Origin of the sequence: Frankia sp. Hr75.2 (assembly GCF_949319125.1) — a bacterium.
Lineage (GTDB): Bacteria > Actinomycetota > Actinomycetes > Frankiales > Frankiaceae > Parafrankia > Parafrankia soli.
This window is the reverse complement of the sequence record NZ_CASGGV010000286.1, coordinates 15,767-40,894: the sequence shown is the minus strand read 5'-3', so window position 1 is coordinate 40,894 and position 25,128 is coordinate 15,767. Positions and strand designations below refer to the sequence as shown.

The window sequence follows — 25,128 nt, the reverse complement described above, 5'->3', positions numbered from 1 at the left end:
CGGCACGTCCGGGACATCAGAAGGCGACGCGGGTCAGGGCCGACGCGCCCGCGCCGACCCACGCCGGGACGGCCACGCGCACGTGGCCGGCACAGCGGTGCCCCGCGCGCGTCCTCCCATCCGGACTTTCACCGTCGGTCCCGGAATTCCACCAGGTCAACCGGCCGCCACAAGGGCGGACGGGTCGCGGACTGTCACCGCCGGCTCGGAGTTTCACCGACCCCGGAGCGCGCGTGCTGTTGTTAGTACACGGTTAAGTCTGACATACGGGCGCCGCGAACGCTCGGGGCGCGGACAGTAATCCACGTCATCCCCACCGGGAAACCGCGCGGGACGCCCCCGGCGGTCACCGCAGCAGGTGGTCGTTCACCGCCCGCACACCGTCAGCGAGCTCGGCGAGCTCGAGCACCTCGACACCGGCTGCGGCCAGCCGCTCGGCACCGTCGCAGTCGACGAACAGGGCCGGCTCCCGCCAGGCGAAGACGACCCGGCGGACCCCGGCGGCGAGCAGCAGCTCGGTGCAGGTACGCGGCCGGGACGCGCGGGCGCTGCACGGCTCCAGCGAGCTGTACACGGTCGCGCCCGCGGGCAGGCCGCCCGGCGGCAGCCGGCGCAGCACCACCTCCTCGGCATGGTCGGCCGGCTCCTCGGCTCGGGAGTAGCCCTCGGCGACCGGCGTCCCGTCCGCGGCGACGACGAGTGCGCCGACGGCGAACGCGGTGACCGACGGCGGGCAGCGCCGGCCCAGCTCGACGGCCCGGCCCAGCCAGTGCCGGTCGCCTTCCGGGGTACCGGGCAGTGGCCGCCCGCCGGCCGCGGCGCGCGCCTCGCTCACGCCGGCACCCCGCCGACGGCGGCCGCCCCGCCACCCGCATCACGATCAGCGACGGGAGCCGGGGCCGGAGCGGGGGCCGGAGCCGGGGGCGAGGCAAAATCGGCGGCCGGGGCGGTGAGCCTCGGCGCGGCCGCCAGCGCGAGCGCGCGCAGGGACTCGACCGCCGCCGCCGGGTCGTCCAGGCCGAAGACCGCCGTGCCGGCGACGAAGACGTCCACCCCCGCCTCGGCGGAGCGCTCGATGGTCTCCCGGTTGACCCCGCCGTCGATCTGGAGCCACAGGTCCAGGCCGCGCTCGTCGATCAGGCGACGAGCCGCGGCGATCTTGGGCAGGACCTCGTCCATGAACTTCTGGCCGCCGAAGCCCGGCTCGATGGTCATCAGCAGCAGCAGGTCGAAGCGGTGCAGATCGTCCAGGTAGTGCTCGACGGGGGTAGCCGGCTTGACGGCCAGGCCGGTGCGGGCACCGGCCGCGCGGATCGCGTCGGTGGTGCGCGCGATGTCGCCGACCGCCTCGGCGTGGATCGTCACGTTCGCCGCGCCCCGCTCGGCGAAGCCGGGCGCCCAGCGGTCGGGGTTCTCGATCATCAGGTGGCAGTCGAGCGGGGTGTCGGTGACCCGGCGCAGAGCGTCCACCGTGTCCGGGGAGAACGCCAGGTTGGGCACGAAGTGGTAGTCCATGACATCGACGTGCAACCAGTCCGCGTGCCCGGCCACGGCGCGCGCCGCGTCCGCGATCCGGCCGAAGTCGGCGGCCAGCATGCTGGGATATATCTGCGCGGTTGCCACGCGGCGAGCGTATCCAGCCTCGCCGGTCAGCGGTCCGCCCGGCGCAGCAGCGCCAGGAACATCGCGTCGGTGCCGTGCAGGTGCGGCCAGAGTTGGACGAACGGACCGTCCCCGAGGCCGCCCGGCGCACCGTCACCGAACGGCGGGCCGGCGAACGGCGGGCAGCGCCGCGCGTCGAGGATGGCGACGTCCCCCCGCTGTTGGGCGATCGCGGTGACCACCTCGGACGTCTCCTCCGGGTGCGGCGAGCAGGTGACATAGGCCACCGCCCCGCCCGGACGCACCAGATCCAGCGCGGCGACGAGGAGCTGGCGCTGCAGCGGCACCAGCGCGGCGACGTCCGCGGGCGTGCGCCGCCACCGGGCCTCGGGCCGGCGCCGAAGCGCGCCGAGGCCGGAGCACGGGACGTCCACCAGCACCCGGTCCGCCATGCCGGGACGCACCGGCGGGAACCGCCCGTCGGCGCGCACCGCCAGGGCGGCCGGGAACCCGGCGAGCGAGGCGGCGACCAGGCCGGCGCGAGCCGCGCGCGGTTCGAGCGCGAGCAGCCGCGCCGGCGGCGGGCGGTGCCCCCCTGCCGCCGGCTCGCGCACAGTCTCCGCCGGCTCGCCGACCGCCTGCAGCGCGGCCAGCAGGGCGGCCTTGCCACCGGGCCCGGCGCACAGGTCCACGGTCAGCCCGGTGTCCCGGCCGATGGTGGGGACCGAGGCAAGGGCCAGGGTGACCAGCTGGCTGCCCTCGTCCTGCACCGACGCGTCGCCCGCCGCGACGGCCGGCAGCGACCCCGGGTCTCCCCCGTCCAGGTGGACGGCGTAGGGCGAGCCGGCGCCGCGCCGTGCCCCCAGGCCGACCGAGGCGGCCTGCGCCACCAGCGCCTCGGCGTCGATCCGGCCGGGCCTGGCGACCAGGTGCACCGCGGGCCGGGTGTCGTTGGCAGCCAGCGCGGCGTGCGCGCCGGCGACGTCCCCACCCAGGGCGTCGAGCACGACGTCGACGATCCAGCGCGGGTGGGCGGTGACCACCGCGAGGTGGCCGGCCGGGTCCTCGGCGATGTCCGGGGCCGAGAGCAGGACCGCGATGTCACCGGCCGCCGCCTCGATCCGCGCGGCGACCCGGCGCAGCACCGCGTTCGCGAACCGCACCGGGCGTTCCCCGCAGGTGGCGCGGACCAGGTCGACCGTGGACGCGACCGCCGCGCGGGGCGGCACCCGGGTCGACAGGAGCTGGTAGGCGCCCAGCCGCAGCGCGTCGCGCACCGGCGGGTCGACGCTGGCGACGGGCCGGCTGGTCACCGTGTCGAGGACCCCGTCCAGGGTGCCCTGGGCCCGCAGCGATCCGTAGGTCAGCTCGGTGGCGAAGCCGCGGTCGCGCGGGGAGAGCCGGCGCCCGGACAGCAGCGCGGGCAGCAGCAGGTTGGCGTAGGCGCCGCGCTCGTCGACAGCGCGCAGCACCTCCCAGGCGAGCAGGCGCGCCGGGTCTGTCGTGCCGCCCCGGCGGGGCGCGGAGACACTCACGCGAACGCCTCGTCCGTGCCGGGCCGCAGGCCGCGGATCCAGTCGGCCGCCGGCATCGGCGCCTTTCCCTCGGGACGAACCTCGTCAAGGACCACCGGCGTGGTCGCCGTCCCCACCAGTACGAGCCCGCGCTCGGGCACCGCGAGCCGCCCGGGGGGCAGCGGCGGGTGGCCCGCGGGCGCCGGCCGCACGGGACCGAGCTTGACGCGCCGGTCACGGAAGGTCGTCCAGGCGCCCGGCGCCGGGGTGGCGGCCCGCGCCAGCCGGTCAACCGCGACGGCCGGGGCCGACCAGTCGACGCGGACGTCCTCGACGGTGAGCTTCGGGGCCAGCGAGACACCGTCGGACGGCTGCGGGCGGGCCTGCAGGGTGCCGTCCTCGATGCCGTCCATGACGGCCTCCAGCAGCCGCGCGCCGGCGACGGCGAGGCGGTCGAGGAGGTCTCCGGACGTGTCCGTGGGACGGATCCGCTCGGTGAGGACCCCGTAGACCGGGCCGGAGTCCAGGGCGGGCTCGATCTCGAACACGCTGGCGCCGGTCATGTCCTCCCCGGCGAGGACGGCGCGCTGCACGGGCGCCGCGCCCCGGTAGGCCGGCAGCAGCGAGAAGTGCAGGTTGACCCAGCCGTGCTTCGGGATCTCCAGGGCCGGCCGGGGCAGCAGCGCGCCGTAGGCGACCACCGGGCAGCACTCGGGGGCGATCTCACCGAGCCGGGCGAGGAAGTCGGGGTCACCGGCGCGGGCCGGGGCCAGCACCTCGAGACCACGCTCGTCCGCCAGCTCCCGCACCGGCGAGGACCGCTGGTGCCGGCCCCGGCCGGCGGGCCGGTCGGGACGGGTCACCACCGCGACCACCTGGTGGCGGGGACTGTCGAGCAGCGCGCGCAGGCTGGGCAGCGCGACCGCCGGCGTGCCGGCGAAGACAAGACGCATGACCACAGCTCCCTCAGCGCCGATCCCGGGCCGGATCCCCGGCCGCGGATCCGATCGTCCCAACCATCATCACGATCATCGACCCGGCGGCGGACCCGATCGTCGACCCTACCGCCGTGCCGATCACCGTTCCGGTGGCCATCGTGGCGAGGACGGCCGACGCGATGATCTTTCCCTGGCGACTCAGCGCCCGCGGCCGAACAATGGGTGCGGCGATACCTTGACCACGGGCTTCGGCTCGTTCGACCACTCCGCCTCGCGGATCGCCTTCATGGCCGCCCGCTTCGTCTCCTTGTCGAGACGGTCGATGAACAGGATCCCGTCGAGGTGATCGGTCTCGTGTTGCAGGCATCGGGACAGGATGCCACTGCCCTCGACCGTGACCGGGTCACCGTGGGAGTTCTGGCCGACGGCGAGGACGCGTTCCGGACGGCGCAGGTCGAATGCCAGCCCCGGCAACGACAGGCAGCCCTCCTCGCCGTCCATCATCTCCTCGCTGAAGGGCCCCAGGACCGGGTTGATCAGGTGCCCGACCTCGTCCGAGTCATCGAGATACGTGAAGACACGCAGCGACACCCCCAGCTGCGGCGCGGCGAGGCCGACGCCGCCGGCGTCGCGCATGGTCTCAGCGAGATCGTCAACGAGGCGGCGCAGCTCCCGGTCGAAGGTCGCCACCGGGTCGGCGACCGTACGCAGCACCGGATCCCCGAGAAGGCGGATATCACGGACGGACACGGTCACTCCCAGAATGTCGTCACCTGACCGACCTCGGTCCGGCGAGATCGGACGCTTTCATGCTACGGGTCGCGCGGGAACCGGCGCCGGATTGGACCGGCGGCCCCGCCCCGGTCCGCCGGCTGACGGCTGACGGCTGACGGCCGGCAGCCGTCAGCCGATCGTCAGCGGGTCGAGCTGGACGCGCACCCGACCCACACGGCGGGCGTCGAGCACCCCGCGGGCGGCCCGCAGCGCGGCGGCGAGGTCCGCGCCCTGCTCCCGGCGCACCCGGATGATCAGACGCTCGGGCTCCTCCGCCGGCTCCGGTGGCTTCACCTGCTCAGGCGGCCCCCGGCGCCCCGGCTCGTTCGGATCTCCGGACCCCGCCCGCACCCGACCCAGCCCCCTGCCCTGCTCACGCCCCTGCGCCCGGCCCGACCCACGGCCCGGTGCGTGGCCCGGCCCGGGAGCCGGCTCCCCGCCGGCCCCGCGGCCCGGTTCCTGCCTCGGGACCGGCTCCCGTCTCGGGACCGGCACCGGGCCCAGGACCTCCGCGCCGGCCGGCAGCGTGGCGGCCGCCAGCAGGTCGTCGAGCGCCGCGGGGGTGCCCTCCACCGCCGCCACCCGGCTCACCGGGGGGAAGCCGAGCTCGGCGCGCTCGTCCGACTCCCGGGCGACGAACAGCCCGGGATCCCAGCGCACCAGCGCCTGCACGGGCCCGAGCCCGAGATCCGCCGCCACGACCACCAGCCCACCGGCCGGCGCCGGCCGGGCCAGCGCGGACGCGGCCATCCACCGGCGCAGCGTCTCCTCGCCGGCTCGCAGATCGGGACGCCCGAGCAGCGCCCAGCCGTCGAGGAGCAGCACCGCCCCGTAGCCGGCCTCGGCGACCGGCTCCGCGCCCGGTGTCGCGATCACGAGCGCCGGCGCGGCCGGCACCATGGCCAGCACCGTGTCGCGCCCGGATGCCCGCACCGGGATGCCGGGAAACGCCCGCCCCAGTTCCTCGGCGGTGCGGCGGTCACCGGTCACCGACGCGCGCAGGCGCGTTCCGCCGCAGCCCGTGCACCGCCACCCACCCACGCCGCCCCCGGACACCGCGGAACGACCGGAGCCCACACCAGCGCCGAAAGCCCCGGCTCGCCCCGGGACGGGCTCCTGCCCAGACGCCGTCGGATGGCCGGTGGGTCGCGGCACCGGGCGCCCGCACCAGCGGCAGGCCAGTGCGGCCCCGGCGGCGGACCGGCCGAGCGGGCCGGAGCAGCTCCGGCACCGGGCCGGGCGGCGGCAGTCCGCGCAGGCGATGGACGGGTGATATCCCCGCCGCGGCACCTGAACCAGCACCGGCGCGCCACCGGCCAGCGCGGCGCGCGCGGCACGCACGGCGAGCGAGGGCAGCCGGGCCGCCCGCGCGGCCGGGTCGATGGACGCCTCGAAGTCGGAGCCGACCGCCTCCACCCGGGGCGCGAGCCGCCGCACGGCGTCCCGGCCGGCCGCCAGCCGGCCGGCCCAGCCCACCCGGGCCAGGGCCTCGGCGTCCACCGACGGCGAGAACCCGCCGACCAGCACCGCGCAGCCCTCCTCCCGGGCCCGCAGGACCGCCACGTCGCGCGTGTGCGGGTAGGGCGCCCGGGGTTCGGAGTGCAGGTCGTCCCCGTCGTCCCAGACGACGAGCAGGCCGAGGTCGGCCACTGGCGCGAACACCGCGGCGCGGGTCCCCACGACCACCCGCGTCTGCCCGCGGCGGACCGCCAGGAAGCGCCGGTACCGCTCCGCCGGGCCGAGATCGGCCCGCAGCACGGCCGGGACGCCACCCGCCGCCGGCCCGGCCTCGGTCTCGGCCTCGGGAGGTGTCAGCGCCGCGGCGACCCGGTCGGCGTCCCGGTGGTCGGGAACGACGACGAGCGCGCCGCGCCCGGAGGCCACCGTGGCCGCGACCGCCACGGCGATCATCGCCGGCCAGGAGGGCCCCGGCGGCGCCCACCAGACCGCCCGCGGCGAGCGCCCGCTCGACAGCGCCGCCAGGAAGTCGGGGCCGTCGGGATAGATCGACCACCCCGCGCGGCCAGGATCACCGGACCGGCCGCCGCCCAGCTCGGCCGCGCCACCGCTCGCGGTAGCCGCCGGCGCCACGCCGATGCCGGGACCGGTGACAACCGGCTCAGCCTCGGCGCGGGCATGGCGCGGCGGGACGGCCAGGCGCAGCACGTCGGCCATCGTCCCGGCGTATCTGTCGGCGACGGCGCGGGCGAGGCGGGCGACCGGCTCGGAGAGCACCGGCTCCGCCGACACCGACCTGGCCAACGGCGCGAGACGCCCGGTGTGATCGGACCGCTCGGACCTCTCGAGGACGAACCCGTCCACCAGGCGCCCGCCGAAGCGGACGCGCACCCGCGAGCCGGGAACCGCGGCGGCGGCCATGGCGGCCGGCACGAGGTAGTCGAACGGGCGGTCAAGGTGGACGAGCGGGGTGTCGACCACGACCCGGGCCACCGGCAGCTCGTCAGCCGGAACCACCGCGCCGGGCTTCTCGGAGCCGCCCGGCTTCGCGGCGACGGCACCTCGCTTCGCCGGAGCGACGCCAGACTTCGCCGCGCCGGCGGCGGGCCGCGCCGGGCGCCCGGCCGGTGCCGCGGAGGGCACACCGCCCGCGGGCGTCGGCCCCCCGGTGGACCGGGAGCCCGCGGCCACCACGGCGCCGGCGAGGCCCGGAATCACCGCGCTCTCGTCGTCCATGCCGCATTCGTACCAGTCGCGGCGGACAGGATCGGCCCCCACTGCGCCCGCCCGGCGAACCGGATCACCGAACGGCCACGGACCGTCGGAAAGCAGACCACCGCAAACAAACCGTCCCAAAAATGCGCAGGGGCGGAGCCGTCCCCGATGGGGGTCGGCTCCGCCCCTGCGGGCGGCTCAGGTGGCGTCAGCCCTTGACGGCGGCCGTCAGGGCGTCGGCGCGGGAGGTCGCCTCCCAGGTGAAGTCCAGCTCCGGGCGGCCGAAGTGCCCGTAGGCGGCCGTCTGCGCGTAGATCGGGCGCAGCAGGTCGAGGTCCCGCACGATCGCGGCCGGGCGGAGGTCGAAGACCTGCGTGACGGCGTCCTGGATCTGCGCGTCCGGCACCTTGCCCGTGCCGAAGGTCTCGACGAACAGGCCGACCGGGTGGGCCTTGCCGATCGCGTAGGCGACCTGGACCTCACAGCGGCTGGCCAGGCCCGCGGCCACGACGTTCTTGGCGACCCAGCGCATGGCGTAGGCAGCCGAGCGGTCGACCTTGGACGGGTCCTTACCCGAGAAGGCGCCGCCGCCGTGCCGGGCGTACCCGCCGTAGGTGTCCACGATGATCTTGCGCCCGGTGAGGCCGGCGTCGCCCATCGGGCCACCGATCTCGAAGCGACCGGTCGGGTTCACCAGCAGGCGGCGCCCCTCGGTGCTGATCTCGAGGAGGGCGAGCTCCGGCTCCACGACGTACTCGGCGACGTCGGGCGCGAGCAGGGTGTCGAGGTCGATGTCGGCCGCGTGCTGCGAGGAGACCACAACGGTGTCCAGGCGGACCGGCTTGCCGTCCTCGTACTCGATGGTGACCTGCGTCTTGCCGTCGGGGCGCAGGTAGCCGACCTGGCCGTCCTTGCGGACGGCGGACAGCCGCCGGGCGAGCCGGTGCGCCAGGGCGATCGGCAGCGGCATGAGCTCGGGAGTCTCGTCGCAGGCGAACCCGAACATCAGGCCCTGGTCGCCAGCGCCCTGACGGTCGAGGTCGTCCTCGGTGGAGCCCTCGACGCGCGCCTCGTGGGCGGTGTCGACACCCTGGGCGATGTCGGGCGACTGCGAGCCGATCGAGACGCTCACGCCGCAGGAGGCGCCGTCGAAGCCCTTCTTGGAGGAGTCGTAACCGATCTCCAGGATCCGCTCGCGGACCACCGAGGCGATGTCGACGTAGGTCTTGGTGGTCACCTCGCCGGCCACGTGCACCTGGCCAGTGGTGATCATGGTCTCGACGGCGACCCGGCTCTTCGGGTCGTCCTTGAGCATGGCATCGAGGATGGAGTCGCTGACCTGGTCAGCGATCTTGTCCGGGTGTCCTTCCGTGACGGACTCGGACGTGAAAAGGCGCGTCGCCACTGGACTACCCCCTGGGGAGATCAGGACTGATACCGGCGCAGTTTACCGAGGTTCGCTCAGGGGTATGCGCACCGGCCGGCTTCCGGTCGTGCAGCGCGTCGACGATCCGGTCGAGCACCTGGTGGGCAAGAAGATCCTTACTGGTCAGGGGGATCTCCGCAGCCCCGCCCGCACGGTCAAGGAGGACCGCGCTGTTCTGCTCCACCTCGAACCCCAGGCCGGACCCGACCCGGTTCACCACCAGCAGGTCCACCGGCTTGCGGGCGAGCTTCGCCCGGGCGAGGTCGAGGACCCCGGCGTCGGGTCCGCCCGTCTCCGCCGCGAACCCGACCAACACCTGGCCGGGACGGCGGTTCGCGACAAGCTCGGCCAGGACGTCCGGGTTGCGGATCAGCTCGATCGCGTCCGGCGCCGCGGACTCCTTCTTGATCTTGTACTTGTGCTCGGTGGCGGGCCGGAAATCGGCCACCGCCGCCGCCATGACCACGACGTCGGCGCGGGGGGCGGCGTCGTGCACGGCCGCCCGCAGCTGTTCGGCCGAGCCCACCGGCACCGTGGTCGCGCCGGCCACGTCGGGCAGGGCGACGTTGGCGGCCACGACGGTGACCGCCGCGCCGCGGGCCACCGCCGCACGGGCCAGCGCGTATCCCTGCCGGCCGCTGGAGGCGTTACCGAGGAACCGCACCGGGTCGAGGTACTCGCGGGTGCCACCGGCGCTGACGAGCACGTGGCGGCCTGCGAGGTCGGGCCGCATGCCGTCACGCCCGCGGGCGAGAACCGCCCGGGCGACCGAGGCGATCTCGGTGGGCTCCGGCAGCCGGCCCGGCCCGGAGTCGGCGCCGGTCAGCCGGCCGACGGCCGGTTCCAGCACGAGGGCGCCCCGCTCGCGGAGCAGGGCGACGTTGGCGCGGGTCGCCGGGTGCTGCCACATCTCGGTGTGCATGGCGGGGGCGAACAGCACCGGGCAGGTGGCTGTGAGCAACGTGCCGGTGAGCAGGTCGTCCGCCCGGCCCGCCGCGGCCCGCGCCATCAGGTCCGCGGTGGCGGGCACGATCAGCACCAGGTCGGCCTCGCGCCCGACCCGGACGTGCGCCACGTCCTCGGCGTCGGTGAACAGGTCGGTCACCACCGGCTGGCCGGACAGCGCCGCCCAGGTGACCTCGCCGACGAAACGCAGCGCCGCGGCCGTCGGCACGACGCGGACGTCGTGGCCGGACTCGGTCAGCTGACGCAGCACCTCGACGGCCTTGTACGAGGCGATGCCGCCGGACACGCCGAGCACGACCCGCGGCCGCCGCGCCGCCCCGGCCGAACCACCGCCGCGCATCCCCGCCCCGCCGCCTGTCACGCGGAACAACCGAGGCGGGCAGGACGGGCAGGGCCGGCGAGACGGACGCGAGCCGCGGAGGCCGCGTGGGTCAGGAGATCGGCGGCAGCGGGTCGGTGATCGTCTCGTGCGTGAGCAGACCGGAGTTGATCTCGCGGAGCGCGATCGACAGCGGCTTCTCCTGGGCGCTGGTCGTCTCCACCAGCGGGCCGACGTACTCCAGCAGGCCCTCGCCGAGCTGGGAGTAGTAGGCGTTGATCTGGCGGGCCCGCTTCGCCGCGTAGATGACGAGGCTGTACTTCGAGTCGGTGGCCTCGAGCAGCTCGTCGATCGGCGGGTTCGTGATGCCCTCGGGCTGGGCGACAGTACCGGACACGGTGTCCTTCCGGGGTGGGGCGGTCGGGCGGCTCCAGGCGCGCCGTGGGCGGCCTGGGCCGAGCCCTGTCCCGGACAACAGTACAGCCGCAACCGGTACAGCCCGTCACCGAGCCGTTCGCCGCCGGGCCGTGGGTGCCCCGGAGATCGCGCGTCCCCGGGAGGTGGAGCGCCGAGCCGCCGGTCACGGGACGTCCGCAGCGCGGTGCGCGTCCCGCGGGCGACCGGTCATCAGCCCCACCAGCTTCGCGGCGGCGGCCGTGACCTCGTCGTTCACGACGACCTCGTCGAACTCCGTCTCGGCCGCCAGCTCGATGCGTGCCCGGTCGAGGCGTCGGCGGATCACATCAGGTGCCTCCGTGCCCCGACCGGTCAGGCGACGGACGAGCTCGTCCCAGGTGGGCGGGGCCAGGAAGACGAACCGGGCGCCCGGCATTGCCGACCGGACCTGCCGGGCGCCCTGCAGCTCGATCTCCAGCAGGCAGGGAACGCCCTGTGCCAGCCGCTCCTCGAGCGGTCCCCGAGGAGTGCCGTAGGCGTGCCCCGCGAACATCGCGTGCTCGACGAACTCCCCCACCTTGACCATGTGGGCGAACTCCTCCGCGTCGGCGAAGTGGTACTCGACGCCGTCCGTCTCGCCCGGCCGCGGCGCTCGCGTCGTCACGCTCACCGACACCCACACCTCGGGGTGCAGCCGGCGGACGGCGGCGACGACCGTGCCCTTCCCCACTCCGGACGGCCCCGACAACACGGTCAGTCCCATCCCGACACCTTAGAGCCCCTCCACCGGGTCACGCAGGTTCAGGCGGGGCGGGCGGGCCACGCCGGCGACGGCCGGCCCGGCGCCCCCCGGCGCCCGCCGTCCCCTACCGTCAGCCAACGGACCATCGTCATCAGGATGCCATCAAAGGACGGGTTCCCCCGTTCACCCCGATGGTATGCGGCCGTCAATGGGAACCCGGTCGGGTGACCACACGGGTGGCCCCGGCCGGTGCACGCCAAACGGATCGGGATCGCCATCACCGAACCCCTGGGACTTTAGTCCCAGGACATTCGGCGAGAACTCCTCACGGCCCGCCGGCGATTGATCGAGTGACGCGAATCCGCGACGCAATGAAGGCCGACGGCACCGGAACGTGTCGACGCCTCGCGGCCTCAACACCTTCCGGCGGCGCCCGTTACGGGCCGTTACCAACGACCCGGCAATCGGAACGCCTATGCATCACGCCACACTCAGGCGCCCGTGCCGAACTCCTCGAGGAGCGCGGCACGCTGCTTGGCCCCGAGCCCGCGCAAACGGCGGGTCGGGCTGATACCGAGACGCTCCCGGATCTTCTGGGCCCGAACACGGCCCACTCCGGGAAGCGACTCCAAGACCGCGGAAACCTTCATCTTGCCGACGACCTCATCGCTGTCCGCCAGCTCGAGAACGGCGGCAAGACTGATCTCCCCCTTCTTCAACCGCTCCTTGAGTTCGGCGCGCTGCTTACGGGCCAGCGCGGCTTTCTCGAGGGCGGCGGCCCTCTGCTCGGGCGTCAGGGGCGGCAGGGTCACGGGTACGCCTCCTCAATTCGGTGATCGCGCCGCGCAAACTAGCGAGGAAGAGGCTCCTCGGTCCAGCCGGAGCTGCATCACGGGGGTACCCCGCATTGTCCCCACAAGACACAGCCTTTGCCCGGATGAATGACCTGCGTCGCACGCGCCGGACGCATTCGGTCCGTAGCGGCCCCACCGTACCGGTACTCGGGCACCCAGAGCGGCCCAGATCCACCCGTAGTGGCGTTTGCGCAGGTCAAGGGCCTACCGGAGTGGAGTAACCCTGGTGGCGATAGTGGCGGCGGCCACGGCCCGATCGGCCGCGGAGGTGATCGGACGGCCGATCACGAGGAGGTCCGAACCGTCGGCGAGTGCCCGTTCCGGGGTGGCGACCCGGGCCTGGTCAGCCCGCTCAGACCCCTCTGGACGCACTCCAGGCGTGACCAGAGTCACAGTTTCACCAAGCTCCGCGCGGACCACAGAGACCTCTTTCGGGCTGCAGACGAGTGCCCGCGCACCGGCCTCCACGGCGAGCACCGCGAGCCTGCGGACGGCGTCCGAGGGCGGTCCGGACAGCCCGACGGCGGCGAGCGTGGCGGCGTCCAGCGACGTCAGCACCGTGACCGCGGTTACATGAACATCGGGCCCGGCGTCGACCGCGGCGCGCACCATGGCCGCGCCGCCGGCCGCATGCACGGTCACGAAGTGAGGTGCCAGCGTGGCCAGCGAGCGCATCCCGCCGGCCACGGTCGCCGGGATGTCGTGGAGCTTCAGGTCGAGGAAGAGCTCGGGCGCCGCGGAGCCGCGCGGCTCACTCCAGCCGTCCGCCACATCACCCCCCGTGACGGAACTCACCACCCGAGCGGACGCCGCGGGCTGCGCCGGCCGAGCCGGAGCGAGCAGCCCTTCGTCACGCAGCGCAGTCACGATCGTCGGCCCGGCCCGGTAGAAGAGCTCCAGACCGATCTTCAGCACGGCGACGTGCGGCGCCACCTCACGGGCCCAGCCCAGTGCGGTGGCGGCGTCCGGAGCGTCGAGCGCGACCGCGATCGGGGCGCGACCCGCCGGTGGCGTCCACCGGCGGGGGGCGCCCGACGAGGTCACCGGTCCGCCACGGTCGAGGCGGGCGCCCCGCCGGCCGAGCCGGATCCCGACCCGGCGCCCGGCGCGGGTCCCGGCCGCGCCCCCGGCGCCCGGGAGCCCGAGCCGGAGGTCGCACCCGGCAGTCCCTCGGGGGTCGTCCCCCAGGTCGACCGCAGGGCCGCGTGGTACTCCTGCAGCGGCCGCACCCCCAGTTCGCCCCTTACGAGCGACTCGATACCCTGCACGCACGCGGCGGCGCCCTGAATGGTGGTGATGCAGGGCACCCCGGCGCTGACACAGGCGGTGCGGATCTCGTATCCGTCCAGCCGTGGCCCGACACCCCACGGCGTGTTGATGACCAGGTCGATCTGGCCAGACATGATCATTTCGACGCAGTCGATGAGGTTCTCGCTGGGAGCCCGATGCTTGCCGAGAACCACGGCCTTGACCCCGTTGCGGCGCAGCACGTCGGCGGTGCCCTCGGTCGCGTAGACGACGAAGCCGAGGTCCGCCAGCCGTTTGATCGGGAAGATCATCGCACGCTTGTCGCGGTTGGCGACGGAGACGAACACCCGTCCGTAGGTCGGCAGCGACGCGTAGGCCGCGGCCTGCGACTTGGCGTACGCGGTACCGAAGCCGTCGTCGATGCCCATCACCTCGCCGGTGGAGCGCATCTCCGGGCCGAGCACCGTGTCCACCCCGCGGCCGCCCGCGTCCCGGAACCGGCCGAAGGGCAGCACGGCCTCCTTGACCGAGATATGCGAGTCCAGCGGCAGGGTGGCGCCGTCGCCGTACTCCGGCAGCAGGCCCTCGGCCCGCAGCTCGGGCACGGTGGCGCCGAGCATCACCCGGGCCGCGGCCTTGGCCAGCGGCACGGCCGTCGCCTTGGAGACGAACGGCACCGTGCGCGACGCGCGCGGGTTGGCCTCCAGCACGTAGAGCACGTCGGACTGCAGCGCGTACTGCACGTTGAGCAGCCCGCGCACGCCCACCCCCTCGGCGATCAGCCGGGTGGACTCGCGGATCCGGTCGAGCTCCGAGCGCCCGAGGGTGATCGGCGGCAGCGCGCAGGCGGAGTCGCCGGAGTGCACCCCGGCCTCCTCGATGTGCTCCATCACGCCCGCGAGGTAGAGCTCGGAGCCGTCGTAGAGCGCGTCCACGTCGATCTCGACCGCGTCGTCGAGGAAGCGGTCCACCAGCACCGGGTGCTCCGGCGAGATCTGCGTGGCGCGCTCGATGTAGTCGCGCAGCATCGGGTCGTCGTAGACGATCTCCATGCCCCGCCCGCCGAGCACGTAGGACGGCCGCACCAGCACCGGGTAGCCGATCCGGTCCGCGACCGTGCGCGCCTCGGCGTAGGAGGTGGCCACCCCGTGCGGCGGCGAGGGCAGGCCGGCGGCGGCGAGCACCTGCCCGAACTGGCCGCGGTCCTCCGCGAGGTGGATCGCCTTCGGTGGCGTGCCGACGAGCGGGACGCCGGCGTCGGCGAGCGCGGCGGCGATGCCCAGCGGGGTCTGGCCGCCCAGCGACACGATCACCCCGGCCAGCGGCCCCGCCTGCGACTCGGCGTGCACGACCTCCAGGACGTCCTCGACGGTCAACGGCTCGACGTAGAGGCGGTCGGCGGTGTCGTAGTCGGTGGAGACCGTCTCCGGGTTGCAGTTGACCATCACGGTCTCGTAGCCGGCCTCGGAGAGCGCCATCACCGCGTGGCAACAGGCGTAGTCGAACTCGATGCCCTGCCCGATCCGGTTCGGCCCGCTGCCGAGCACGATCACCCGGGGCTTCTCGCTCGGCGCGACCTCGGTCTCGGAGTCGTAGGACGAGTAGTGGTACGGCGTCGCGGAGGCGAACTCGGCGGCGCAGGTGTCGACCGTCTTGTAGACGGGACGGATGCCCGCCCGGTGCCGGAACGACCGGACCACGTCCTCCTTGGTGCCGAGCAGGCCCGCGAGCTGGGCGTCGGAGAACCCGGCGCGCTTGGCGCGGCGGATGCCGTCCGGGTTGCGGACCAGCGACGCGGCGATCTCGTTGATGAACACGATCTGGTCGACGAACCAGGGGTCGATGCCGGTGGCATCGGTCACCTCGGCGGGCGTCGCGCCGGCCAGCAGCGCCTGCTGGACGGTGTGCAGCCGCCCGTCGTGCGGGGTGCGGGCCGCGTCGAGCAGCTCCGCCGCGGACCGGCCCGGCGGGTCGAAGGTGAACGCCAGGCCCGACTGCTCCATCGAGCGCAGCGCCTTCTGCAGGGCCTCGGCGAAGCTGCGCCCGACCCCCATCGCCTCCCCGACGGACTTCATCGTCGTGGTCAGCATCGTGTCGGCGCCCGGGAACTTCTCGAACGCGAAGCGCGGCACCTTCACCACGACGTAGTCGAGGGTCGGCTCGAAGGCCGCCGGGGTGGTGCGGGTGATGTCGTTGGGGATCTCGTCGAGGGTGTAGCCCAGCGCCAGCTTGGCCGAGATCTTCGCGATCGGGAAGCCGGTCGCCTTCGAGGCCAGCGCGGACGAACGGGACACCCGCGGGTTCATCTCGATGACGACGAGACGTCCGGTGGCCGGGTCGACCGCGAACTGGATGTTGCAGCCGCCCGCGTCGACCCCGACGGCGCGCATGACGGCGATCGACATGTCCCGCATGCGCTGGTACTCGCGGTCGGTCAGGGTCATCGCCGGGGCGACGGTCACCGAGTCACCGGTGTGCACGCCCATCGGGTCGATGTTCTCGATCGAACACACGACGACCACGTTGTCGGCGCGGTCCCGCATGAGCTCGAGCTCGAACTCCTTCCAGCCGAGCACCGACTCCTCGACGAGCACCTCGGTGGTCGGGCTGGCCGCCAGCCCGTCCGCGGACATCCGGCGCAGCTCGTCGGGGTCGTGGGCGAACCCGCTGCCGGCACCGCCGAGGGTGTAGCTCGGCCGCACCACGACCGGGTAGGAGAACTCCTCGGCCGCGGCCAGGCACTCCGCCACGGTCGTGCAGATCGCGCTGCGGGCCGTCTCGCCGTCGACGGAGGCGACGATGTCCTTGAAGGCCTGCCGGTCCTCACCGGAGCGGATCGCGTCGATGTTGGCGCCGATGAGCCGGACGCCGAAGCGCTCGAGCACCCCGGCGTCGTGCAGGGCGACCGCCGTGTTCAGCGCCGTCTGCCCGCCCATGGTGGCCAGGATGGCGTCCGGCCGCTCCCGCTCGATGATCTTCGTGACGATGTCCGGCGTGATCGGCTCGACGTAGGTCGCGTCGGCGATCTCCGGGTCCGTCATGATCGTGGCCGGGTTGCTGTTGACCAGGATCACCCGCAGGCCCTCGGCCCGCAGCACCCGGCACGCCTGCGTCCCGGAATAGTCGAACTCGCACGCCTGGCCGATGACGATCGGCCCGGAGCCGATCACCAGCACGGAGCGCAGGTCCTCGCGCCTGGGCATCAGCCTTCTCCCCGCTTCCGCCGGCCGGCCGTCATCAGGCCGCAGAACCGGTCGAACAGTCCCTGGGCGTCGTGTGGGCCAGGCGCCGCCTCGGGATGGAACTGGACACTGAACGCCGGCACGTCCAGGCAGGTCAGGCCCTCCACCACGTCGTCGTTGAGCGCCACGTGGCTCACCTCGACCCGCCCGTAGGGGGTGTCGGTCGTACCGGTCAGCGGCGCGCGCACCGCGAAGCCGTGGTTGTGGCTGGTGACCGCGATCCGGCCGGTCCGGGTGTCGGCGACCGGCTGGTTCACGCCGCGGTGGCCGTAGGTCAGCTTGTACGTCTCGAAGCCCAGCGCCCGGGCGAGGACCTGGTTGCCGAAACAGATCCCGAAGACCGGGACACCGGCCTCCAGCACCCCGGTGAGCGTCTCGACCGCGTAGTCCGCGCGGGCCGGGTCACCCGGGCCGTTCGAGAGGAAGACCCCGTCGGGCGAGAGGGCCAGCAGCTCGGCGGCCGTGCTGCGGGCCGGCAGCACGTGCACCTCGCAGCCCAGCGCGGCCATGGAGAGCGGGGTGTTCCGCTTGATGCCCAGGTCCAGCGCGGCGACGGTGAAGACCGGCAGGCCCGACCGCGCCTCGACGACATAGGGCTGGTCCGTGCTGACCTCCGGGGCGAGGTCCGCGCCGACCATCTCCGGCGACGCCCGCACCCGGTCGAGCAGCGAGTCGAGATCGGTGTCGGTGCTGCTGACCCCGCACCGCATCGCGCCGCGCTCGCGCAGGTGACGGGTCAGCGCGCGGGTGTCGACCCCGCTGATCCCGACCACGCCGGCGTTCTCGAGCTCGTCGTCCAGGGTGCGCTGGGCGCGCCAGTTCGACGCCAGCCGGCTCGGGTCCCGCACGACGAAGCCGGCCACCTGGATGCGGTCGGACTCGTAGTCGGTGTCGTTCACCCCGGTGTTGCCGATGTGCGGCGCCGTCATGATCACGACCTGACGGTGGAACGACGGGTCGGTGAGGGTCTCCTGGTAGCCGGTCATCCCGGTGGAGAAGACCGCCTCGCCGAACGCCTCGCCGACCGAGCCGAACGCGTCCCCGGCGAAGCTCCGGCCGTCCTCGAGCATGAGCACCGCGCGGCGGGGCGCTCCCGGCCCGCGCCGGGCCTGTTCCCGCTCCGGCGGAGCCGGCTGCCTGTCCAAGCCGGTCACCGGCTCACCCCCGCATCGATCCGTCGTGCCCGGCCGCCGGCCAGGCCCCCTCCACCCCTGGCAGACCGCCAGGGCGCCGCTGTCACGGGTACTCCTCCCGTCGGTACGAGGCCTCACCGGGCGGTGCGGTGAACGCGTCGGTCCCCTGGTCGCGCGGCCGCTCCGCCGGTTCGGCGCCGGTCCGCCAGTAGTTCCCCTGGTCACCCGGCACGCCGACGGCCGGCGGCGTGCCGGCCCGGCCGCGGGAGGCGTACGCCTCCCGGTCGTATCCACCCTGGTCACGTCCGCCCGGGTCGCGCCGGCCCTGGTCACGTCCGCCCGGGTCGCGCCGGCCCTGGTCATATGCGCCCTGGCCGTATCCACGCGAGTCGTGGGCACCCGTGTCGTTGGCACCGGAGCCGTAGGCGCCGGAGTTGTAGGCACCCGAGCTGTAGGCACCCGAGCTGTGGACGCCGGCGTCGCCGGCACCCAGGTGGTACGCGGCCGAGTCGAGCGCCCCCTGGTCGGGAGCGGCCGGCCCGGGGGCGCCGGGGCGCCCGTACCCGCCGGTGGCGTGGCCGCGCGCGTCCAGCCCGCCGGTGCCCTGGCGTCGCAGGTCGTAGCTGTCAGTCCCGTACCCGGCCGTGTCATAGCCGGCTGTGCTGTAGCCGGCGGTGTCGTAGCCGGCCGTCCCGCCGCTCACGGCCTGGGAGCCCTGGGCGCCCACGTCGTGGGCACCTGGCCGGTAACCGCCGGTGTCGTACGCACCCGTCCGGTGCGAGCCCGTCCCGTACCCGCCAGCACGATGGGAGCCGGTGTCGTACGCGCCGGCGCCGTACGCACCGGTGCCGTGGGCGCCGGTGCTGTCGGTACTGATGCTGTGCGCTCCGGTGACGTGGGCGCGGATGTCGTAGGCGCCCGTGTCCTGGGCACCCGTCCCAAGGGCACCCGTCCCGTGGGCAGCGGTGTCGTGGGCAGCGGTGTCGTAGCCGCCGGAGGCGCCCGTGCCGGGCGCGTCCGCGCCGTATCCGCGCTGGCCGGCGTGGGTCTCGGCGGCGGCGCCCTGACTGGCCGCGGCGCCACCGCGGCGCCACCCGGCCCGCTCCGACCGGGGCTGGCGGCCGTTGACCGGGATCGGCATCGTCGCGGGCCCGCCCGGAGCCACCGCGGCGAGATCAGGACGCTGCCCGCGGGCGGGGGCCGCGGCGGCCGGCGCGCCGGGCTCGGCCGGGCGTGCCGGCGCCGGCACGCGGGGCCGCAGCCGGTTGCGCGGCCGGGGCAGGGCGTGCGGCGAGGTGATGTCGCCGGACATCGGCTGGGCGGGCGCCGGCCCGATGAGGTCGTGCACGGAGCGGACGACCTTCGGCTGGCGGGCCCGGTCCTCGCCGCGGAAGCCGGCCTCCAGTTCCCGGCCCTCGAACGACCACGCGACCACGATCAGCCGGCTCGGCGCGGCGACCTTCCCGGCGTGCGCCCGCTCGAGACGGGCGCCCCGCACGGCCTCCCGGGGGATCCAGAACGCCTCGCCGTCCCGGTCGACCCGCACTCCAAGCTCGTAGACGGCGATGTAGTCGCCGTCGTGCCCGGCCAGGCCGCGCGCGGCGATCCACTCCCGCCAGTGGCCGGCGTCCACCGTGCCGAGGTAGCGCCCACGCAGCGGGGCGGCCAGCACGTTCCCGGTCTGCTCCGGCGGCTCGGGCAGGTCCGGCAGGTTCTCCTCCTGCTGTTGCGCACGGCCGCGCCAAGCCCGTCGCATCGCGCCCACGACTGCCACGACCAGCAGCAACAGGCCGAAGGCGAGGAGCAGGTGCAGGCCCGTCTGATCCTTGCCACCGGCGGCCAGCACGGGGCCGGCCAGCGCGAACGGGGTGATCCCCGGCAGGGATGTGGATCGTGAGGCGGAGGTCATATGATCTTCCCGTCGAGCACGGTGGGCCGGCCTCGCAGGAACGTCGCCCGGATGGCACCGGGCAGCGTGCGGCCACCGTACGGAGTGTTGCTGCTCCGGCTGGCGACGGCGAGTGGATCGATCACCCGTCGCGCCTCCGGGTCGAGCAGGGTCAGGGTGGCGGGCGCGCCCACCTGGGCGAAGCTCGCCGGGTCACGCGGCGTGTCGGCGACGGCGCCGATCCGGGCCGGCGCCAACGCCATCCGGTCGGCGACACCGGCCCAGTCGAGCCGGCCGGTTTCGACCATGGTCTGGATCACGATGGACAGCGCCGTCTCGAGGCCGAGCATCCCGGGCCGGGCGGCGGCCCACTCCGTCTCCTTGTCCTCGGAGGCGTGCGGGGCGTGATCGGTGGCCACACAGTCGATCGTGCCGTCCGCGAGCCCGGCTCGCAGTGCCTCTGTGTCGGCCTCGGTGCGCAGCGGCGGATTGACCTTGTACACCGGGTCGTACGAGGCGACGAGCTCCTCGGTGAGCAGCAGGTGGTGCGGGGTGACCTCCGCGGTCACCCGCCAGCCCTTCGCCTTGGCCCACCGGATGAGCTCGACCGAGCCCGCCGTGGACACGTGGCAGATGTGCAGGCGCGACCCGACGTGCCCGGTCAGCAGGGCGTCCCGGGCGATGATCGCCTCCTCTGCGACGGCCGGCCAGCCGGGCAGGCCCAGCCGCGCGGCCATGGCGCCCTCGTTCATCTGCGCCCCGGCGGTCAGCCTCGGCTCCTCCGCGTGCTGCGCGATCACACCGTCGAAGGCCTTGACGTACTCGAGCGCGCGGCGCATGAGCAACGCGTCGGACACACAGTGACCGTCGTCGGAGAACATCCGGACCGCCGCCGCGGAGGAGGCCATGGCGCCCAGCTCAGCGAGCCGCTCGCCGGCGAGCCCCCTGGTCACCGCGCCGACCGGGCGCACGTCGCAGTGCCCGGCGTCCTGGCCGAGCCGCCACACCTGCTCGACCACCCCGGCGGTGTCGGCGACGGGGTCGGTGTTGGCCATCGCGAACACCGTCGTGTAGCCGCCGAGCGCCGCCGCGCGGGTACCGGAGTCGACCGTCTCGGCGTCCTCCCGGCCAGGCTCGCGCAGGTGGGTGTGCAGGTCGACCAGCCCGGGCAGCGCCACGAGCCCGGTGGCGTCGACGACCAGGGGGGCGGGACGGGTCCCGTCGGCGGAGCCCGCGGCGGCCTCGGCCACGACGCCGGTGCGCTCGCCGCCCCCGGCCGGCGCGACCGCGGCGATCGTCCCGTCGGCGATCACCAGATCCCGCGCGTCACCACCCAGCGGACGGACGCCACGCACCACGATCACCGATGTCATGAGGACTCCCGTTCGGCGCCGCTGCCGCCGAGCAGCAGGTAGAGGACGGCCATGCGGACGCTCACGCCGTTCGCGACCTGCTCGACCACCGTCGAGCGCGGCGAGTCGGCCACCGAGGAGGCGATCTCCATCCCGCGGACCATCGGCCCGGGGTGCATGACCAGGGCGTGCTCGGGCATGAGCGCGGCCCGGTCCGCGTCGAGGCCGTAACGGCGGCTGTACTCCCGCTCGGTCGGGAAGAACGCCGCGGACATCCGCTCCCGCTGCACACGCAACATCATGACCACGTCGCTCTTGGGCAGGACCGACTCGAGGTCGTAGGACACCTCGACGGGCCACCCGGAGATACCGAGCGGCAGCAGCGTGGGCGGGGCGACCACGGTCACCCGCGCACCGAGGGTCGTCAGCAGCCAGACGTTGGAGCGGGCCACCCGCGAGTGCAGGACGTCCCCGACGATCGTCACGGCCAGCCCGTCCAGCCGGCCGAGCCGGCGGCGGATGGTGAAGGCGTCGAGCAACGCCTGGGTGGGGTGCTCGTGCGTACCGTCACCGGCGTTCACGACGCTGCCGCGCACCCAGCTGGCCAGCCGGTGCGGGGCGCCGCTCGCGGGATGACGGCAGACGACGGCGTCCGCGCCCATCGCCTCGAGGGTCTGCGCTGTGTCCTTCAGGCTCTCGCCCTTCGACACGCTTGACCCCCGGGCCGAAAAATTGATCACATCTGCCGACAGCCTCTTGGCGGCGACCTCGAAGGACGTGCGGGTACGGGTGGAGTCCTCGAAGAACAGATTGACCACGGTCCGGCCGCGCAGCGTCGGCAGCTTGCGGACCGGCGCGTCCGCGACCCGCGCCATGCGGTCCGCCGTGTCGAGCACCAGCAACGCGTCGTCGAGCTTGAGATCCGCGGTGGAAAGCAGATGGTTCATCACACCCACCACCTCGGGCGGCGACGCGGGGTCGCGTGCGCGGTCACGGCGCGTCCGACGAGACGATGAGGACGGCGTCGGCGCCGTCGACCTCCCGGAGCCGGACGGCGACCGACTCGCGGCGCGAGGTGGGCATGTTCTTCCCCACGTAGTCGGCGCGGATGGGCAGCTCGCGGTGGCCCCGGTCGACCAGGACGGCGAGCTGCACAGCGCGGGGGCGGCCATAGGCGGACAGTGCGTCGAGCGCGGCCCGGACGGTGCGCCCGGAGTAGAGGACGTCGTCGACCAGGACGACGACCATCCCGTCGACCCCGCAGTCGGGGATCTCGGTCACCTCGAGGGGGCGCACGCCGCGCAGCCGCAGGTCGTCCCGGTACATGGTCGGGTCCAGGGAGCCCACGGGAAGGGTCACGCCCTCGACCGCGGCCACCCGACGCGCCAGCCGTTCCGCGAGCGGCACGCCGCGGGTCGGGATGCCGAGCAGGACCACGCCGTCGCCGCCGGAGGTCTTCTCCAGCACCTGGTGCGCCATCCGGCTCACGACCCGGTTCATGTCGGCGGCGGAGAGCACGGTGCGGGTGATGCCGAGCCCCTCGGACCCGGTGAGCCCCTCGGACCCGGTGGGGGTGCTGCTCACATCGGCCGTCCCGGCACGGAGCTCGTCCCGTGGACGGGCGGTACGCCCGGTCGTGTTCCGGGCAGGGTCGCCTTGTGCGGCCGAGGCCACGAGGTGTCCCTCCTTCCCCGCCTCACTGGACGGTCCTTAAAGGAGCGGTCCACGCGACCGTACCAGCCGCCTCCGGGCCCAAGGGACCGGTCGAGCAGGCCTGAGGGCCGGGGCCACGCAAGACGTCGGCCCGGTACGGACGGATTCCACGGACGCTTCAACCAGCCCGCGAGAGCCGTTGCTGAGAGTGACACGGGTCACGATGCTCCGCATACCGAGCATCAAAATCGTCACTACACGTCACCGTAGATAGACGAAACGCACCGGCCGGCGCCCCATCCGGGAAGTGCCAGCGGCGCTAATGCCAGCCGCAACCAGGAGGCTACAGAAAGTGGTACAAAGAAAGAGGCGACACGACCCCCCGGGTGTCGAGCCTCAACCTGGCGGGCACTACTATCGGTAACCGCCGGCGGCAAGAGCCCCGGTTCCAGCTGATCGACCACGACAGGAGTGGGCACTTCGATGTCCGACTATGCGAAGGCGCTCGGTGCTCGGCTGCGCGCGATACGCACCCAGCAGGGGCTCTCGCTTCATGGCGTCGAGGAGAAGTCGCACGGTCGCTGGAAGGCCGTCGTGGTGGGCTCCTACGAGCGTGGAGACCGCGCCGTCACCGTCCAGCGCCTGTCTGAACTGGCCGAGTTCTACGGCGTGCCGGTAGGGGAGCTGCTCCCCGAAGGCTCCACCGTGGCGCCCCTCGAGCAGTCCCCGCGCATCGTCCTCGACCTTGAACGTCTCGCGCAGGTTCCCAAGGAGCAGGGCGGTCCGCTCGCGCGGTACGCGGCCACCATCCAGAGCCAGCGCGGCGACTACAACGGCCGGGTGCTCTCAATCCGTTACGAGGACCTGCGTTCCCTCGCGGTCATCTACGACACCTCCCCGAGCAAGCTCACCGAGCAGCTCGTGTCCTGGGGTGTTCTCTCGCCGGAGCAGGGCAGCGAGCCGGCCGCGTCGGACGCCTAGTCCCGCCGTCGGCTGGTTCCACACCCGGATGCCCGGCCCGGGCATCCGGACGCACCAGGCACCACGGGCGGACGGTCACCGGGGGGTACCGTCGCTCCGCTCCACCACCCAGCGGTGGCACGCACAGCACCAGCACCAGCACCAGCACCAGGGATCTTCTGGGGGACGACCCGGTACGTCACATCCGTGACGTACCGGGACACCGCGCTGACTCAGGCGCGAGCCTCGGTACGCGAGCTCAGGCCTCGGCCGACTCGCCGCCCACGGCCTCAGCCGCCCCGGCTGCCCGAGGGCTTCCCTCCGGCACCGGTTTCTCCTTGAGCAGGCTCGCCAGCAGGCCGTTGACGAATGCCGGCGACCGCTCGGTGGAGATCGTCTTGGCCAGCCGCACCGCCTCGTCGATCACGACCCGGTCCGGCACGTCGGAACGCCAGAACAGCTCCAGCACCGCGATCCGGAGGATGTTCCGGTCCACCGGGGGCATCCGGTCCAGTGTCCAGCCCTGGGCGAACCGGGCGATGTGCGCGTCTATCTCGGCCAGGTGGGCCACCACGCCCTCGACGAGGTCCGAGGTGTAGTCCGGCACCGGCGGGTCGGCCTGCGCCCGGTGCGCGGCAAGGGTCTCCATCGCCCGCACCGAGCGCATGTCCGCCTCGTAGAGGACGTCCAGCGCCCGCTTGCGGGCCTTGGACCTGGCGCTCAGCTCGTCACCCGGCCCAGGTACCGGCCGTCGCGGGTGTCGACCTTGACCTTCTCGCCGGTGGTGATGAACAGCGGCACCTGGATGTTCGCGCCGGTCTCGAGCGTCGCCGGCTTGGTGCCGCCGGTCGAGCGGTCGCCCTGGACGCCCGGGTCCGTCGCGGAGATGGTCAGCTCGACGCTCGCCGGAAGCTCGACGTACAGCGGCGCGTCGTCGTGCAGCGCGACGGTGGCAATCGTGTTCTCCAGCATGTAGTCGGCAACCCCGCCGACCACTCCCGGAGGGACCGGGATCTGGTCGTACGACTCGCTGTCCATGAACACGAAGTCGGCGCCGTCACGGTAGAGGTAGGTCATCTCGCGGCGGTCGACGGTCGCGACGTCCACCTTGATTCCGGCGTTGAACGTCCGGTCGACCACCTTGCCGGTGAGCACGTTCTTCAGCGTCGTCCGGACGAACGCCCCGCCCTTGCCCGGCTTGACGTGCTGGAATCCGACGACGTTCCACAACACCCCGTCGATGTCGAGCGTCATGCCGTTCTTCAGGTCGTTCGTTGTCGCCACTGCGCGTGTCTCTCCGTTCCGGTCGCCGTCCGGCCGATCGCCGTGTTGTCGACCGACCGTCAGCTGGTCGATCGCCGGCCCGCCGCCCGTCACCGGGTCAGGCCGCGGCAAAGTCTACAGATCGAGGGCATGGCCGCCTCGCAGCCCACGGCGGACCACGCGCG

General features: G+C 73.8%; 20 protein-coding genes, 1 pseudogene and 1 riboswitch. Of the genes and pseudogenes, 1 reads left to right on the top strand and 20 read right to left on the bottom strand.

Translation table 11 applies throughout. The features are described 5' to 3' along the window. Positions 1-104 precede the first annotated feature (104 nt). Positions 105-235, bottom strand: a riboswitch (FMN riboswitch). Between the two features lie 111 nt (positions 236-346). The 18 genes and pseudogenes from AC559T_RS19750 to pyrR form a co-directional block, all read right to left on the bottom strand. Continuing rightward, positions 347-835 (bottom strand): cytidine/deoxycytidylate deaminase family protein, encoded by a 489-nt coding sequence (locus AC559T_RS19750; protein WP_498869678.1) that lies wholly within the window; start codon positions 833-835, stop codon positions 347-349. Next, positions 832-1,623, bottom strand: coding sequence for a ribulose-phosphate 3-epimerase (gene rpe, locus AC559T_RS19745; RefSeq protein ID WP_235013630.1), 792 nt, complete (start codon positions 1,621-1,623; stop codon positions 832-834). The genes AC559T_RS19750 and rpe overlap by 4 nt, the downstream gene beginning before the upstream one ends. 26 nt (positions 1,624-1,649) lie before the next feature. Further along, positions 1,650-3,137 carry an RsmB/NOP family class I SAM-dependent RNA methyltransferase gene (locus AC559T_RS19740; RefSeq protein ID WP_112104867.1) on the bottom strand — a complete coding sequence of 496 codons (1,488 nt, stop codon included), beginning with the start codon at positions 3,135-3,137 and terminating at the stop codon, positions 1,650-1,652. Continuing rightward, positions 3,137-4,069 (bottom strand): annotated as a pseudogene (fmt, locus tag AC559T_RS19735) (methionyl-tRNA formyltransferase); the annotation flags it as partial. The pseudogene fmt and the gene AC559T_RS19740, both read right to left, overlap by 1 nt. 183 nt (positions 4,070-4,252) lie before the next feature. Continuing rightward, entirely contained in the window at positions 4,253-4,804 is a 552-nt protein-coding gene (gene def, locus AC559T_RS19730) for a peptide deformylase (protein WP_071064886.1), read from the bottom strand. A 153-nt stretch (positions 4,805-4,957) separates the two neighbouring features. Beyond that, on the bottom strand, positions 4,958-7,522 hold the full coding sequence (locus AC559T_RS19725; RefSeq protein ID WP_498869677.1) for a primosomal protein N': 2,565 nt from the start codon (positions 7,520-7,522) through the stop codon (positions 4,958-4,960). 187 nt (positions 7,523-7,709) lie between these two features. Then, positions 7,710-8,906, bottom strand: a complete 1,197-nt coding sequence (gene metK / locus AC559T_RS19720) for a methionine adenosyltransferase (protein ID WP_020459326.1) — start codon at positions 8,904-8,906, stop codon at positions 7,710-7,712. Between the two features lie 4 nt (positions 8,907-8,910). After that, positions 8,911-10,233: a bifunctional phosphopantothenoylcysteine decarboxylase/phosphopantothenate--cysteine ligase CoaBC gene (gene coaBC / locus AC559T_RS19715; RefSeq protein ID WP_112107582.1), complete on the bottom strand. Its 1,323-nt coding sequence runs from the start codon at positions 10,231-10,233 to the stop codon at positions 8,911-8,913. 91 nt (positions 10,234-10,324) lie between these two features. Beyond that, positions 10,325-10,609 carry a DNA-directed RNA polymerase subunit omega gene (rpoZ, locus tag AC559T_RS19710; RefSeq protein ID WP_020459324.1) on the bottom strand — a complete coding sequence of 95 codons (285 nt, stop codon included), beginning with the start codon at positions 10,607-10,609 and terminating at the stop codon, positions 10,325-10,327. 183 nt (positions 10,610-10,792) lie between these two features. Next, positions 10,793-11,371 carry a guanylate kinase gene (gmk, locus tag AC559T_RS19705; RefSeq protein WP_020459323.1) on the bottom strand — a complete coding sequence of 193 codons (579 nt, stop codon included), beginning with the start codon at positions 11,369-11,371 and terminating at the stop codon, positions 10,793-10,795. A 470-nt stretch (positions 11,372-11,841) separates the two neighbouring features. Further along, positions 11,842-12,162, bottom strand: a complete 321-nt coding sequence (gene mihF, locus AC559T_RS19700) for an integration host factor, actinobacterial type (protein WP_020459322.1) — start codon at positions 12,160-12,162, stop codon at positions 11,842-11,844. A gap of 246 nt (positions 12,163-12,408) precedes the next feature. Further along, on the bottom strand, positions 12,409-13,248 hold the full coding sequence (gene pyrF, locus AC559T_RS19695; RefSeq protein ID WP_498869676.1) for an orotidine-5'-phosphate decarboxylase: 840 nt from the start codon (positions 13,246-13,248) through the stop codon (positions 12,409-12,411). After that, positions 13,245-16,655 carry a carbamoyl-phosphate synthase large subunit gene (gene carB / locus AC559T_RS19690; RefSeq protein ID WP_112107584.1) on the bottom strand — a complete coding sequence of 1,137 codons (3,411 nt, stop codon included), beginning with the start codon at positions 16,653-16,655 and terminating at the stop codon, positions 13,245-13,247. Before carB ends, pyrF begins: the two co-directional genes overlap by 4 nt. Continuing rightward, a complete protein-coding gene (gene carA / locus AC559T_RS19685; protein WP_498869675.1) occupies positions 16,655-17,848 on the bottom strand; it encodes a glutamine-hydrolyzing carbamoyl-phosphate synthase small subunit in 1,194 nt (397 codons plus the stop codon). The genes carB and carA overlap by 1 nt, the downstream gene beginning before the upstream one ends. An 82-nt stretch (positions 17,849-17,930) precedes the next feature. Next, positions 17,931-19,736, bottom strand: coding sequence for a PH-like domain-containing protein (locus AC559T_RS19680; protein WP_498869674.1), 1,806 nt, complete (start codon positions 19,734-19,736; stop codon positions 17,931-17,933). Further along, positions 19,733-21,088, bottom strand: coding sequence for a dihydroorotase (locus AC559T_RS19675; protein ID WP_368951977.1), 1,356 nt, complete (start codon positions 21,086-21,088; stop codon positions 19,733-19,735). Before AC559T_RS19675 ends, AC559T_RS19680 begins: the two co-directional genes overlap by 4 nt. Further along, a complete protein-coding gene (locus AC559T_RS19670; RefSeq protein ID WP_020459316.1) occupies positions 21,085-22,014 on the bottom strand; it encodes an aspartate carbamoyltransferase catalytic subunit in 930 nt (309 codons plus the stop codon). The genes AC559T_RS19675 and AC559T_RS19670 overlap by 4 nt, the downstream gene beginning before the upstream one ends. 43 nt (positions 22,015-22,057) lie before the next feature. Then, positions 22,058-22,651, bottom strand: coding sequence for a bifunctional pyr operon transcriptional regulator/uracil phosphoribosyltransferase PyrR (pyrR, locus tag AC559T_RS19665; RefSeq protein ID WP_071064888.1), 594 nt, complete (start codon positions 22,649-22,651; stop codon positions 22,058-22,060). Positions 22,652-23,203: 552 nt separating this feature from the next. Between pyrR and bldD the strand changes: the two genes are divergently transcribed. Further along, positions 23,204-23,701: a transcriptional regulator BldD gene (gene bldD, locus AC559T_RS19660; RefSeq protein ID WP_006540108.1), complete on the top strand. Its 498-nt coding sequence runs from the start codon at positions 23,204-23,206 to the stop codon at positions 23,699-23,701. Between the two features lie 238 nt (positions 23,702-23,939). On the opposite strand, the gene nusB is transcribed toward bldD, so the two are convergent. After that, positions 23,940-24,347, bottom strand: coding sequence for a transcription antitermination factor NusB (gene nusB / locus AC559T_RS19655; protein ID WP_071064872.1), 408 nt, complete (start codon positions 24,345-24,347; stop codon positions 23,940-23,942). Between the two features lie 53 nt (positions 24,348-24,400). Next, positions 24,401-24,964, bottom strand: coding sequence for an elongation factor P (gene efp / locus AC559T_RS19650; protein WP_020459313.1), 564 nt, complete (start codon positions 24,962-24,964; stop codon positions 24,401-24,403). Positions 24,965-25,128: the final 164 nt, after the last annotated feature.